Annotated in this window: 11 protein-coding genes and 2 tRNA genes; 11 read left to right on the top strand and 2 right to left on the bottom strand. The window is 68.2% G+C overall.

All coding sequences use genetic code 11. The annotated features are described in order from the left end of the window. Window positions 1-433: 433 nt before the first annotated feature. Window positions 434-628 carry a hypothetical protein gene (locus MQN93_RS05625; protein ID WP_016435177.1) on the top strand — a complete coding sequence of 65 codons (195 nt, stop codon included), beginning with the start codon at window positions 434-436 and terminating at the stop codon, window positions 626-628. A 137-nt stretch (window positions 629-765) separates the two neighbouring features. Here the strand turns inward: MQN93_RS05625 and MQN93_RS05620 are convergent. Beyond that, window positions 766-839 (bottom strand) — tRNA-Gly (locus tag MQN93_RS05620). 165 nt (window positions 840-1,004) lie between these two features. Between MQN93_RS05620 and MQN93_RS05615 the strand changes: the two genes are divergently transcribed. The 5 genes from MQN93_RS05615 to clpX all read left to right on the top strand — a co-directional run bounded on the left by MQN93_RS05615 (window position 1,005) and on the right by clpX (window position 5,735). Beyond that, a tRNA-Pro gene (locus MQN93_RS05615) sits at window positions 1,005-1,081 on the top strand. A 159-nt stretch (window positions 1,082-1,240) separates the two neighbouring features. Next, on the top strand, window positions 1,241-2,638 hold the full coding sequence (gene tig / locus MQN93_RS05610; protein ID WP_016435178.1) for a trigger factor: 1,398 nt from the start codon (window positions 1,241-1,243) through the stop codon (window positions 2,636-2,638). A 279-nt stretch (window positions 2,639-2,917) separates the two neighbouring features. After that, complete coding sequence (locus MQN93_RS05605; RefSeq protein ID WP_037782807.1) at window positions 2,918-3,523, top strand: ATP-dependent Clp protease proteolytic subunit; 606 nt, start codon at window positions 2,918-2,920, stop codon at window positions 3,521-3,523. Between the two features lie 50 nt (window positions 3,524-3,573). Further along, window positions 3,574-4,254 carry an ATP-dependent Clp protease proteolytic subunit gene (locus tag MQN93_RS05600; protein ID WP_016435180.1) on the top strand — a complete coding sequence of 227 codons (681 nt, stop codon included), beginning with the start codon at window positions 3,574-3,576 and terminating at the stop codon, window positions 4,252-4,254. Between the two features lie 191 nt (window positions 4,255-4,445). Next, window positions 4,446-5,735, top strand: a complete 1,290-nt coding sequence (gene clpX / locus MQN93_RS05595) for an ATP-dependent Clp protease ATP-binding subunit ClpX (protein ID WP_016435181.1) — start codon at window positions 4,446-4,448, stop codon at window positions 5,733-5,735. A gap of 66 nt (window positions 5,736-5,801) precedes the next feature. Here the strand turns inward: clpX and MQN93_RS05590 are convergent, their stop codons facing one another. Further along, the gene (locus tag MQN93_RS05590; RefSeq protein ID WP_242708565.1) at window positions 5,802-6,782 is read right to left on the bottom strand and encodes a hypothetical protein; all 981 of its coding nucleotides are present in this window, start codon (window positions 6,780-6,782) and stop codon (window positions 5,802-5,804) included. A 137-nt stretch (window positions 6,783-6,919) separates the two neighbouring features. On the opposite strand from MQN93_RS05590, the gene MQN93_RS05585 reads away from it, so the two are divergent. From MQN93_RS05585 to MQN93_RS05565, 5 genes are all read left to right on the top strand, one after another. Then, complete coding sequence (locus tag MQN93_RS05585) at window positions 6,920-9,550, top strand: valine--tRNA ligase (RefSeq protein ID WP_016435183.1); 2,631 nt, start codon at window positions 6,920-6,922, stop codon at window positions 9,548-9,550. 129 nt (window positions 9,551-9,679) lie between these two features. Continuing rightward, window positions 9,680-11,164 (top strand): bifunctional tetrahydrofolate synthase/dihydrofolate synthase, encoded by a 1,485-nt coding sequence (gene folC / locus MQN93_RS05580; RefSeq protein ID WP_016435184.1) that lies wholly within the window; start codon window positions 9,680-9,682, stop codon window positions 11,162-11,164. An 8-nt stretch (window positions 11,165-11,172) separates the two neighbouring features. Beyond that, on the top strand, window positions 11,173-11,529 hold the full coding sequence (locus MQN93_RS05575) for a DUF4233 domain-containing protein (protein WP_016435185.1): 357 nt from the start codon (window positions 11,173-11,175) through the stop codon (window positions 11,527-11,529). A gap of 82 nt (window positions 11,530-11,611) precedes the next feature. After that, window positions 11,612-12,025: a nucleoside-diphosphate kinase gene (gene ndk / locus MQN93_RS05570; RefSeq protein WP_016435186.1), complete on the top strand. Its 414-nt coding sequence runs from the start codon at window positions 11,612-11,614 to the stop codon at window positions 12,023-12,025. A gap of 266 nt (window positions 12,026-12,291) precedes the next feature. Beyond that, a complete protein-coding gene (locus MQN93_RS05565; RefSeq protein ID WP_016435187.1) occupies window positions 12,292-13,311 on the top strand; it encodes a rod shape-determining protein in 1,020 nt (339 codons plus the stop codon). Window positions 13,312-13,415: the final 104 nt, after the last annotated feature.

The raw sequence follows: 13,415 nt of genomic DNA, 5'->3' as shown, positions 1-13,415 counted from the left end.
GAGGTGATGGTCAACACACCATTACATGTCCTGGTTGTCGCGACTCATCCCGACTAAACGGGGCATATGACCAGGGGGCGACTCTGGTGGAATGTCCGCTTCATCAGCCTTTGGTGGTGCCGCTGTTGACGCTTCCCGGTCCCCGTGGCAGCAATTCGAAATGCCTGCGAACGCGATGTGTGGACATTGAAACGATCCCGCCGAATTCACCGTGCGGAGGCATCCTCGAATTGCCGTGCGGGGGCGCGGCGTTGAGTGCTCCCGCGGGTCGCGTCGGCATGGCCCGGGCAAAGGTCCGGCACAGGTGTGGCCGACGTTGCCTCACCTGCCGCATACCGGGGCCTCGTTGGTGGCACGATGGTTCTGGCGGGGGTGTGCGAGGCCGACACCTCCAGGCCGGGAGAGCGGACCGACCGAGGGTGTGTGATCAGTTGTGGCCATTTCACTGTCAGTGGTGCTGCTGTTGGCGATCATCCTGGTGGTGTTGATCCGGGGAGGGTCGATCAAGGCGGGCCCCGCCATCGTCGCCGTGCTCTTCGGCTTCTTCCTCGCGTCGACGGGCATGGCCCCGTCGATCAACCGCTTCCTGAACTCGATAGCCGAGACGATCAACTCGATCAGCTTCTGACCCGGCCCCTGGCCCCCGGGATCCGGCCCCGCCCGGGACCCCGGGTGGCCGGGGAGGGCCAGAAGAGAAGAGCCGGCGCCCGGGGAAAGCAGAGGGCCAGGCGGAGGATCTCTCCTCCCACCTGGCCCTGAGCCATGTGGAGCGGGCGACGGGAATCGAACCCGCGTAGCCAGTTTGGAAGACTGGGGCTCTACCATTGAGCTACGCCCGCACAGCACGCGCCGCAGGTCAGGCGACCGCGGCACACAAGGCATCGTAGCGGGTCGCACGCGCTCGGCGCACACCCCTTCTGCCGCCCGCACCGCCGCGCCGTACCCGCCCGGGAAATGCGGCAGCCGCACTGCCTGCGGGCATGTACCCTACGTGTCGCACCTGACGGGGTGTGGCGCAGCTTGGTAGCGCGTCCGCTTTGGGAGCGGAAGGCCGTGGGTTCAAATCCCGCCACCCCGACCACGGACCGGTCGAACCCGGTCAGCACGCGCTCACCGCGGGTGACCGCTTTCCGTGATCGCCTTTGGGGCGTGTCGCCGCTGCCGTTACTATGCAAGCTGCATGCCCGTGTGTCTCTGTGCCGGGCACGATCCCTAAAGTCAGCCCCAAGGAGACCGAACCGTGAAGAGCGCCGTCGAGACCCTGAACCCGACCCGGGTTCGGCTCAGCATTGAGGTGCCCTTCGAGGAGCTCAAGGACAGCCTCGACGCGGCGTACAAGAAGATCAACCAGCAGGTCACGGTGAAGGGCTTCCGGAAGGGCAAGATCCCGGCGCGCGTCATCGACCAGCGGTTCGGCCGCGGTGCGGTCCTGGAGGAGGCGGTCAACGACGCGCTTCCGAAGTTCTACACGGAGGCGGTCAACGAGGCGGAGATCGACGTCCTCGGCCAGCCCGAGGTGGACATCACGGACCTGAAGGACGGCGAGACGCTGAACTTCACCGCCGAGGTCGACATCCGGCCCTCCCTGGAGATCCCGGACTACTCCGGCATCGAGGTCGAGGTCGACCCGGTCGAGGTCACCGACGAGGACGTCGAGAAGTCGGTCGAGCAGCTCCGTGAGCGCTTCGCCTCCACCTCCCCGGTCGAGCGCGCCGCCGAGGAGGGCGACGTCGTCACGATCGACCTGGAGGCCAAGGTCGAGGGCGAGGTCCTGGAGGACGGCGTCGCGAGCGGCGTCTCCTACACCATCGGCTCGGGTGAGCTGCTCGACGGCATCGACGACGCCGTCAAGGGCCTCGAGGCCGGCGGCGAGGCCACCTTCACCTCCGAGCTCAAGGGCGGCTCCGCGGCCGGCAAGGAGGCCGAGGTCACCGTCAAGGTCACCCAGGTCGCCGCGCGCGAACTGCCCGAGCTGGACGACGACTTCGCGCAGCTCGCGTCCGAGTTCGACACCCTCGAGGAGCTCCGCGCCGACAGCCGCAAGCGCCTGGAGAACATGAAGCAGTACGACCAGGCCACGCAGGCCCAGGAGCGCGTCCTGGAGAAGCTGCTCGAGCTGGTCGAGGTCCCGGTCCCCGAGAAGCTGCTCGAGGACGAGATCAACACCCGCAAGCACAACCTGGAGCACCACCAGCTCGGCCAGATGGGCCTCGACCTCGAGAAGTACCTCGAGATCCAGGGCAAGACGGCCGAGGAGTTCGAGACCGAGACCAAGGAAGCCGCGGTCAAGGGCATCAAGACGCAGTTCGTCCTGGACGAGCTCGTCAAGCAGGAGAAGCTGAACGTCAACCAGGAGGAGCTCACCGAGCACCTCATGCGGCGTGCGGCCTCCTCCGGCATGTCCCCCGACCAGTTCGCCCAGGCCGTCGTCGAGGGCGGTCAGGTTCCGCTCCTGGTCGGCGAGGTCGCCCGCGGCAAGGCCCTCGCGGTCGTCGTCGAGGCCGCCACGGTCAAGGACACCAACGGCGAGATCATCGACCTGGACGACGAGGACGACACCGAGGCCGCCGCCGACGTCGCCGCCGAGGCCACGGAGGCCGACGCCACGGAGGAGTCCGAGGAGAAGACCGAGGGCTGACACCCACGGCACTCCAGAACCCCACAGAAGGGCCCCGAGGCACCCCCGGGGCCCTTCTGCAATGGAGGAGGCCGCGAAGCGCCTCCCCCCGAGGCGCCGCCGCACGGCTACGCCCCCGGCGAACACCCCCCACTCCGGGATTCCCCGAAGGGACCCGCGCGTTAGGGTCCATGAGTATGAGGGCAGGGGAGCACCCGAAACGGTCCCGGCCCCGCAGGGAACACGTGAAGACGGCCCGGCGCCGTCGTAAGACGAGCAGGTGGATACGTGACGAATCTGATGCCCTCCGCCGCCGGCGAGCCTTCCATCGGCGGTGGCCTCGGCGACCATGTCTACAACCGGCTGCTCAACGAGCGGATCATCTTCCTCGGCCAGCCGGTCGACGACGACATCGCCAACAAGATCACTGCACAGTTGCTGCTCCTTGCCGCTGACCCGGACAAGGACATCTACATGTACATCAACAGCCCGGGCGGCTCGATCACGGCCGGCATGGCGATCTACGACACCATGCAGTACATCAAGAACGACGTGGTGACCATCGCCATGGGCCTCGCCGCCTCGATGGGCCAGTTCCTGCTCAGCGCGGGCACCCCCGGCAAGCGCTTCGCGCTGCCGAACGCCGAGATCCTGATCCACCAGCCCTCCGCGGGCCTGGCGGGCTCGGCCTCCGACATCAAGATCCACGCCGAGCGGCTGCTGCACACCAAGAAGCGCATGGCCGAGCTCACGTCCCAGCACACGGGCCAGACGATCGAGCAGATCACCCGTGACTCGGACCGCGACCGCTGGTTCGACGCCCTGGAGGCCAAGGAGTACGGCCTCATCGACGACGTGATCCCCACGGCCGCCGGCATGCCGGGCGGCGGCGGCACCGGGGCCTGACACCCCCGCAGCGCCCCCAGCCGACCGCCACAGCCCCTAGGAGACAGACAGTGAACGACTTCCCCGGCAGCGGCCTGTACGACCGCACGCGAGCCGAGTACACGGGCCCCGCCGCCGAGTCCCGTTACGTGATCCCGCGCTTCGTCGAGCGCACCTCGCAGGGCATCCGTGAGTACGACCCGTACGCGAAGCTCTTCGAGGAGCGGGTGATCTTCCTCGGCGTCCAGATCGACGACGCCTCCGCCAACGACGTCATGGCGCAGCTGCTGTGCCTGGAGTCGATGGACCCCGACCGGGACATCTCGGTCTACATCAACAGCCCGGGCGGCTCCTTCACCGCGCTCACGGCGATCTACGACACGATGCAGTTCGTGAAGCCCGACATCCAGACGGTCTGCATGGGCCAGGCGGCCTCCGCCGCCGCCGTCCTGCTGGCCGCCGGTACGCCGGGCAAGCGCATGGCGCTGCCCAACGCCCGCGTGCTGATCCACCAGCCCTACAGCGAGACGGGCCGCGGTCAGGTCTCCGACCTGGAGATCGCCGCCAACGAGATCCTCCGGATGCGTTCGCAGCTGGAGGAGATGCTGGCCAAGCACTCGACCACGCCGATCGAGAAGATCCGCGAGGACATCGAGCGCGACAAGATCCTCACGGCCGAGGACGCGCTGTCGTACGGCCTGATCGACCAGATCATCTCCACCCGGAAGATGAACAACGCCTCCGTCCGCTGACACATCCAAGGACACGGAGGCTGTATCGTCTGCCGCCCCTTGGCACGGTTGGTGTGCTTTGACACGCTGCACGTCAAAGTGAACCGCGCCAAGGGGGGCCCGAACGGGGGGCCCGGCAAGGTACCGTCGGACTAAGGCAGCACCAGGAGCCGCTGGACCTAGGCGTCTCCCAGGCGAAGGGGAAGCACACCGTGGCACGCATCGGTGACGGCGGCGATCTGCTCAAGTGCTCGTTCTGCGGCAAGAGCCAGAAGCAGGTCAAGAAGCTCATCGCAGGGCCCGGTGTGTACATCTGCGACGAGTGCATCGACCTCTGCAACGAGATCATCGAGGAAGAGCTCGCGGAGACGAGCGAGGTGCGCTGGGAGGAACTCCCCAAGCCCCGCGAGATCTACGAGTTCCTCGAGGGCTACGTGGTCGGCCAGGAGGCCGCCAAGAAGGCCCTCTCGGTAGCGGTCTACAACCACTACAAGCGCGTCCAGGCCGGGGAGAACGGCGGGGCCAACGGCCGTGACGACGCGATCGAGTTGGCGAAGTCCAACATCCTGCTGCTCGGCCCCACGGGCTCCGGCAAGACCCTCCTCGCACAGACCCTGGCCCGCATGCTGAACGTCCCGTTCGCGATCGCGGACGCGACGGCGCTGACGGAGGCGGGCTACGTCGGCGAGGACGTCGAGAACATCCTGCTCAAGCTGATCCAGGCGGCCGACTACGACGTCAAGAAGGCCGAGACCGGGATCATCTACATCGACGAGATCGACAAGGTCGCGCGGAAGAGTGAAAACCCCTCCATCACCCGCGACGTGTCGGGCGAGGGCGTCCAGCAGGCCCTGCTGAAGATCCTGGAGGGCACCACGGCCTCGGTGCCGCCGCAGGGCGGCCGCAAGCACCCGCACCAGGAGTTCATCCAGATCGACACGACGAACGTCCTGTTCATCGTGGGCGGCGCCTTCGCGGGCCTGGAGAAGATCATCGAGGGCCGGGCGGGCGCCAAGGGCATCGGCTTCGGCGCCACCATCCGCTCCAAGCGGGAGCTGGAGGAGAAGGACCAGTTCGAGGACGTCATGCCCGAGGACCTGGTCAAGTTCGGCATGATCCCCGAGTTCATCGGCCGCCTCCCCGTCATCACCTCGGTCCACAACCTCGACCGCGAGGCCCTGCTGCAGATCCTGGTGGAGCCGCGCAACGCGCTGGTGAAGCAGTACCAACGCCTCTTCGAACTCGACGGTGTGGAGCTGGACTTCGAGCGCGAGGCCCTGGAGGCCATCGCCGACCAGGCCATCCTGCGCCAGACCGGCGCACGCGGCCTGCGCGCCATCATGGAAGAGGTCCTGATGTCGGTCATGTACGAGGTGCCGTCGCGCAAGGACGTCGCCCGCGTGGTCGTCACGGCCGACGTCGTCCACTCGAACGTGAACCCGACGCTCATCCCGCGCGACGCCCGCAACGGCCGGGGCCCGGGGGAGCAGAAGACGGCGTGACCCCGCACCAGTTCATGCAGAAGGGCCCGGCGCCACAGGCGCCGGGCCCTTCTCGCGTCGTAGCGGCTACGCCTTGACGCGGACGTCCTTGCGGAGCTTGGCCGCGGTGGCCGCCGTGTCGTCGATCGAACCGCCCTTGCCGCTGGCGAGATCGGCGAAGCCGAAGGACGTGACCACGGCGACGGTGCTGTGGTCACCCCAGATGCACATCGGCATGTTGATGGTCTTCGCGGCACCGGCGCTCGAACTCGACGAGTCGGTGTTCTCGATCTGGGCGATCTGGCACTTCATGATGCCGTTCTCGAAGCCCGCGGGCGTCACCTTCTCCGGGCTGCCGATCATCTTGCCCTTGCTGCTGTCGCCGCTCTGGTCCTTCTGCGACTCCGACTTCACCTTGGCGAACATCGCGTCGACGACCGCCTCCGGGTCGTCGATGGTGCCGTAGACACCGCTGAAGGACAGGCTGGTCACGCTGAGCCCGGTGCCCTTCTGGTAGCCGGCGCTGACGTCCTTGGGGTTCTTGACGCCCCACTTCTCGAAGTCGGCCTTGTCGTCGTCGGTCATCTCGTCGTTGGAGGCGCCGTTCTCCGACTTCTTGTACTCGCCGTTGATCACCGTCGCCGGCGTCGTCAGCTTGTGCGCGCCGTCGTCGGCGACGGACGAACCGCCGCTGCCGGAGCCCCCACCGCCGATCACGAAGTACGCGCCCACCGCGATCGCCGCCACCACGGCGACGGCGCCGATGATCAGGCCCGTCTTCTTGCCGCCACCGCCCCCGCCCTGCGGCGGCTGCGGTGCACCGTACGGCTGCTGGCCGTAGGGAGCCTGACCGTACGGCGGCTGCTGGCCGTAGGGCTGCTGCGGCGGCACGCCCTGCGGGGGCTGCTGCGGGTAGCCGTAGCCCGGCTGGGCCGGCGGCTGCTGCTGGGGGTAGCCGTAGCCGGGCTGGGGCGCCTGCGGCTGCTGCTGGCCGTAGGGGCCCTGCTGGCCGTACGGTCCGGGCTGCTGGGGCTGCCCGCCGTACGGGCCCGGCTGGTTGTGACTCATTTCTGGGTTCCCCTCCAGATGCCTTATGTGTTCCCGACATCCTGGCGCAGAGGGGGAGCGCGCGTTCCATCGGGGCCCCCACCGTTACAGAACAAACGCGTTTCGGGACTGCCCTGTGACACCCCTAAACTGACCCCGTGACCGAGAACGCTCAGCAGCAGCCACCAGCGCCCAGCACCGAACTGCCGACCCAGTACGCGCCGGCCGACGTAGAGGGGCCGCTGTACGAGCGCTGGGTGGAGCGGGGTTACTTCGAGGCGGACGCGAAGAGCGAGAAGCCGCCGTACACCATCGTCATCCCGCCGCCGAACGTCACGGGCTCGCTCCACCTGGGGCACGCCTTCGAACACACCCTCATCGACGCCCTGACGCGCCGTAAGCGCATGCAGGGCTTCGAGACGCTCTGGCAGCCCGGCATGGACCACGCCGGCATCGCCACGCAGAACGTCGTCGAGCGCGAGCTCGGCAAGGAGGGCAAGTCCCGCCACGACCTCGGCCGCGAGGCCTTCGTCGAGCGCGTCTGGCAGTGGAAGGGCGAGTCCGGCGGGCAGATCTCCGGCCAGATGCGCCGCCTCGGCGACGGCGTCGCCTGGACGCGTGAGCGCTTCACCATGGACGAGGGCCTCTCCCAGGCCGTCCAGACCATCTTCAAGCGGCTCTACGACGACGAGCTGATCTACCGCGCCGAGCGCATCATCAACTGGTGCCCGCGCTGTCTGACGGCCATCTCGGACATCGAGGTCGAGTACCAGGACGACGACGGCGAGCTCGTCTCCATCAAGTACGGCGAGGGCGAGGACACGGTCGTCGTCGCCACCACGCGCGCGGAGACCATGCTCGGCGACACCGCCGTCGCCGTTCACCCCGACGACGAGCGCTACCGGCACCTCATCGGCAAGCAGATCAAGCTGCCGCTGACCGACCGCTCCATCCCCGTCGTCGCCGACGAGCACGTCGACCCGGAGTTCGGCACGGGCGCCGTCAAGGTCACCCCGGCCCACGACCCGAACGACTTCGAGATCGGCCGCCGCCACGACCTCCCGGCGATCGCGGTCATGGACGAGCACGCCGTCATCACCGTCCACGGCCCCTTCCAGGGCCAGGACCGCTTCGAGGCCCGCTCGGCGATCGTCGCCGCGCTGCGCGCCGAGGGCCGGATCGTCGCCGAGAAGCGGCCCTACGTCCACTCCGTCGGCCACTGCTCGCGCTGCAAGACCACCATCGAGCCGCGCCTGTCCATGCAGTGGTGGGTCAAGGTCGGCCCGCTCGCCAAGGCCGCCGGTGACGCGGTCCGTGAGGGCAAGGTCAAGATCCACCCGCAGGAGATGGAGAAGCGGTACTTCGACTGGGTCGACAACCTCCACGACTGGTGCATCTCGCGGCAGTTGTGGTGGGGCCACCGCATCCCGGTCTTCTACGGCCCGAACGGCGAGGTCGTGTGCGTCGGCCCCGACGAGGAGCCGCCCGGCACCGAGGCGGAGGGCTGGAAGCAGGACACGGACGTCCTCGACACCTGGTTCTCCTCCGGCCTGTGGCCCTTCTCCACGCTCGGCTGGCCCGAACAGACCGAGTCGCTCGCGAAGTTCTACCCGAACTCCGTCCTGGTCACCGGCTACGACATCCTCTTCTTCTGGGTCGCCCGGATGATGATGTTCGGCCTGTACGCGATGGACGGCACCCCGCCGTTCCACACCATCGCCCTGCACGGCATGGTCCGCGACCAGTTCGGCAAGAAGATGTCGAAGTCCTTCGGCAACGCGGTCAACCCGCTGGACTGGATGGACAAGTACGGCTCCGACGCGCTCCGCTTCACCCTCGCCCGCGGCGCCAACCCCGGCGTCGACGTCCCGATCGGCGAGGACTGGGTCCAGGGCTCGCGCAACTTCGCCAACAAGATCTGGAACGCCACGCGCTTCGCGCTGATGAACGGCGCGACGGTCGAGGGCCCGCTGCCGGACGCGTCCGAGATGTCGTCCACGGACCGCTGGATCCTGTCCCGGCTCAACTCGGTCGTGGCCGAGGTCGACGCGCTCTACGAGGACTACCAGTTCGCGAAGTTGTCGGACGCGCTCTTCCACTTCGCCTGGGACGAGGTCTTCGACTGGTACGTCGAGCTGTCCAAGACGACGTTCCAGGCGGGCGGGGCCGCCGCCAAGGTCTCCCAGCGGGTCCTCGGCGAGGTTCTCGACGTCACCCTCAAGCTGCTGCACCCGATCGTCCCCTTCGTCACCGAGACGCTGTGGACGACGCTCACGGGCGGCGAGTCGGTCGTCATCGCCGAGTGGCCGCACGACAGCGGCTTCCGGGACACGGCGGCCGAGCGGGAGATCGAGTCCCTCCAGTCGGTCATCACCGAGGTCCGCCGCTTCCGCGCCGACCAGGGCCTGCAGCCGGGCCAGCGCGTCCCGGCCCGCCTGACCCTGGACGGCACGGCCCTGGCACCGCACGAGGCCGCCATCCGCCAGCTGCTGCGTCTGCAGCCGGAGGGCGAGTCCTTCAAGGCCACGGCGACCCTGCCGGTGGCCGGTGCGGAGGTCGCCCTCGACCTCTCCGGCACGATCGACGTCGCAGCGGAACGCAAGCGCCTCGCCAAGGACCTCGCGGCCGCGGAGAAGGAGAAGTCCCAGGCCACGGCGAAGCTCGGCAACGAGGCCTTCCTGGCCAAGGCCCCGGACCACGTCGTCGACAAGATCCGCGGCCGCCTGGCAAAGGCGGACGAGGACATCACCAGGATCAAGGCCCAGCTGGACAACCTGCCCGAGCAGTAGCCGACCCAGGGGCGCGGGGCCGCATCGATTTGCGGCTCCGCCGCGTGGGCGCGATCAACCACAGACTCCCCGCGCCCGCACAACAAGCCCAACCCCCCACCCCCCTGGGCGCACCCCTAAACTGGCGGTGTGAGTGAAAGCGACCCCTTCGACGAGATCATCGCCGCCGAACAAGACCGCGACCCCGATCTCGCCGTCATCGAGGCAGGCAGCCGCACCCTGCGCACCCAGGGCGGCCCGCCGCAGGCGGACGTCCCGGCCCGCCCCGAGGACCCCGAGGTCGACAGGGCCCTGCGCGAGGTCGAGGCGGAGCTCGCCACCCGCTGGGGCGAGACCAAGCTGGAGCCGTCGGTCGCCCGTATCTCCGCGCTGATGGACGTGCTGGGCGACCCGCAGCGCTCGTACCCCTCGATCCACATCACGGGGACCAACGGCAAGACCTCCACGGCCCGCATGATCGAGGCCCTCCTCGGCGCCTTCGAACTGCGCACCGGTCGCTACACCTCGCCCCACGTCCAGTCGATCACCGAGCGCATCAGCCTCGACGGCGCCCCCATCACCGCCGAGCGCTTCATCGAGACGTACGCGGACATCAAGCCGTACGTCGAGATGGTCGACTCCCAGCAGGAGTACCGGCTGTCCTTCTTCGAGGTGCTGACCGGCATGGCGTACGCCGCCTTCGCGGACGCGCCCGTGGACGTCGCGGTCGTCGAGGTCGGCATGGGCGGCTCCTGGGACGCCACCAACGTCATCGACGGGGACGTCGCCGTCGTCACCCCCATCGACCTCGACCACACCGACCGGCTCGGCGAGACGCCCGCCGCGATCGCCTCGGAGAAGGCCGGGATCATCAAGCAGGACGCGACGGTCATCATGGCCCAGCAGCCCGTCGACGCGGCCCAGGTGCTGCTGAAGAGGGCCGTCGAGGTGGATGCCACGGTGGCCAGGGAGGGCCTCGAGTTCGGGGTCGTCTCCCGCCAGGTCGCCGTCGGCGGACAGCTGCTCACCCTGCGCGGCCTCGGCGGTGAGTACGACGAGGTGTACCTCCCGCTGCACGGCCCCTACCAGGCGCACAACGCCGCGGTCGCGCTCGCCGCGGTGGAGGCGTTCTTCGGGGTCGGCTCGCAGCGGCCCGAGCCGCTCGACATCGACACCGTCCGCAAGGCCTTCGCGGCGGTCTCCTCGCCGGGCCGGCTCGAAGTCGTACGGCGCTCCCCGACCGTCGTGCTCGACGCCGCGCACAACCCGGCGGGCGCCCGCGCCACCGCCGAGGCGATCGGCGAGGCCTTCGACTTCAGCCGGCTGATCGGCGTGGTCGGCGCGAGCGGTGACAAGAACGTACGAGGTCTCCTGGAGGCCTTCGAGCCGATCTTCGCCGAGGTCGTCGTCACGCAGAACTCCACCCACCGCGCGATGGACGCCGACGAACTCGCCGCGATCGCCGTCGAGGTGTTCGGCGACGAGCGCGTCCAGGTCGAACCGCGGCTGCCGGACGCCCTGGAGGCCGCGATCACGCTGGCCGAGGAGGAGGGCGAGTTCGCGGGCGGCGGTGTGCTCGTCACCGGCTCCGTCATCACGGTCGGCGAGGCCCGGCTGCTTTTGGGAAAGGGCTGAGAGGTCCCGTGCGTACGCTCTGTGCTTCGACTCTGATCGGCGAGTTCTTCGTGATCGGCTTCGCCGGTCTGGTCGCCATGAAGGACCCCGACCTGACCGCGTCGACGGTGTGGACGGTCAGCGGCATCGCGATGTTCCTGTGCGTGGCGCTGTGCGGTGTCGTGACGCGTCCGGGCGGGGTCGCCCTCGGCTGGATCCTGCAGGTCGCGCTCATCGCCTCCGGCTTCGCCGTGCCCACGATGTTCTTCCTGGGCGCGGTCTTCGCCGCCCTGTGGTGGGCCTCGGTGCACTACGGCAGAAAGATCGACGAGGCGAAGGCACGCTTCGCGGCCCAGGCGGACTCCTCCACTCCTGACGCTGTGTGACACGGCACCCGACACGCCCTGTAATCTTCGAACACCTGCAACAGCCGTCACCTGCACCAGCCTTGATTTCTAGGAGCCCGTCGTGACTCAGCGCACCCTCGTCCTGCTCAAGCCCGACGCCGTCCGCCGTGGTCTGACCGGCGAGATCATCGGCCGTATCGAGCGCAAGGCCGGCTGGCGGATCACGGCGCTGGAGCTGCGCACCCTGGACCAGGAGACGCTGGAGCAGCACTACGGCGAGCACAAGGGCAAGCCCTTCTACGAGCCGCTGGTGGAGTTCATGGCCTCCGGCCCGGTCGTCGCGATGATCGTCGAGGGCGAGCGGGTCATCGAGGGGCTGCGCGCCCTGGCCGGCCCGACCGACCCGATCGCCGCCGCCCCCGGCTCGATCCGCGGTGACTACGGCGTCATCGTCCGCGAGAACCTCATCCACGCCTCCGACTCCGAGGAGTCCGCCGAGCGCGAGGTGAAGATCTTCTTCCCCGGCCACGCGTAGTGCCTGCGTCGGCGGAAGTTGGGGTCCCAGACGATGGCCCGGGACTTTCTGGCATATGCGTGGCGATCGAGGGAACGAGTGCCCCCGAACGCCCCTCTCACCAAGCGAACGCACCCAGCATCTGCTGACAATGGCGGAGACCCTTACGCAGTGTTTGTGCAGGCACCATTACGATGGAAGCCTTCACGTCACAGCACCCACTTCGCCGACCTGAAAAGCCCTCAAAAGCTCCCAGGAAGGCCAGACGAATCCTGATGGGGAACTCAATGTCGTTCATCGGCCGTGACATGGCTGTCGACCTCGGGACCGCCAACACGCTGGTGTACGTCAGGGGTCGCGGGATCGTTCTCAACGAGCCGTCGGTCGTCGCGATCAACACCAACACCGGTGGCATCCTCGCGGTCGGCGCCGAGGCGAAGAAGATGATCGGCCGGACTCCTGGCAACATCGTTGCCGTACGACCGCTGAAGGACGGCGTCATCGCCGACTTCGAGATCACCGAGCGGATGCTCCGCTACTTCATCCTGAAGATCCACAAGCGCCGGTATCTGGCCCGCCCGCGTGTCGTCGTCTGTGTGCCCTCGGGCATCACCGGTGTCGAGCGTCGCGCCGTGATCGAGGCGTCGTCCCAGGCGGGCGCCCGACAGGTGCACATCATCGAGGAGCCCATGGCGGCCGCCATCGGCTCCGGCCTCCCGGTCCACGAGGCCACGGGCAACATGGTGGTGGACATCGGCGGCGGCACCACCGAGGTCGCCGTCATCTCGCTCGGCGGCATCGTCACCGCCCAGTCCATCCGCGTGGCGGGCGACGAGCTGGACAACGCGATCATCCAGCACATCAAGAAGGAGTACAGCCTCCTCCTCGGTGAGCGGACCGCCGAACAGATCAAGATCACCATCGGTTCGGCGTACGAACTCGAATCCGACGAGCACACCGAGATCCGCGGCCGGGACCTCGTCTCCGGGCTGCCGAAGACCGTCGTCGTCTCCGCCGGCGAGGTCCGCAAGGCGATGGAGGAGCCGGTCAACGCCATTGTCGACGCCGTCAAGACGACCCTGGACAAGTGCCCGCCGGAGCTGTCCGGCGACATCATGGACCGGGGCATCGTGCTGACGGGCGGCGGGGCGCTGCTGCGCGGACTCGACGAGCGGCTGCGCCGGGAGACCGGCATGCCGATCCATATCGCCGAGGACCCGCTGGACAGCGTGGCGCTCGGATCCGGCAAGTGTGTCGAGGAGTTCGAGGCGCTCCAGCAGGTGCTGGACGCCCAGCCGCGCAGATGACGTAACTCTTCGATTCCGCCGTACGAGATGATCTCCTCTCGTGCGGCGGATCGTTGATATAGAGGCATAAGCTCACCCATAAACCTCTGCACACCTGAACATCA

This window comes from Streptomyces spinosisporus (genome assembly GCF_022698145.1).
In the GTDB taxonomy this organism is placed as follows: Bacteria; Actinomycetota; Actinomycetes; order Streptomycetales; family Streptomycetaceae; genus Streptomyces; species Streptomyces spinosisporus.
The sequence above is the reverse complement of the archived record's forward strand: the minus strand, read 5'-3'. Positions and strand labels throughout refer to the sequence as shown.

Bases quoted from the DNA above. Each gene is read 5' to 3' on its own strand.
- MQN93_RS05605 (WP_037782807.1), top strand. From the start codon at position 2,918: ATGCCCTCCGCCGCCGGCGAGCCTTCCATCGGCGGTGGCCTCGGCGAC.
- MQN93_RS05590 (WP_242708565.1), bottom strand. From the start codon at position 6,782: ATGAGTCACAACCAGCCGGGCCCGTACGGCGGGCAGCCCCAGCAGCCC.
- MQN93_RS05565 (WP_016435187.1), top strand. From the start codon at position 12,292: ATGTCGTTCATCGGCCGTGACATGGCTGTCGACCTCGGGACCGCCAAC.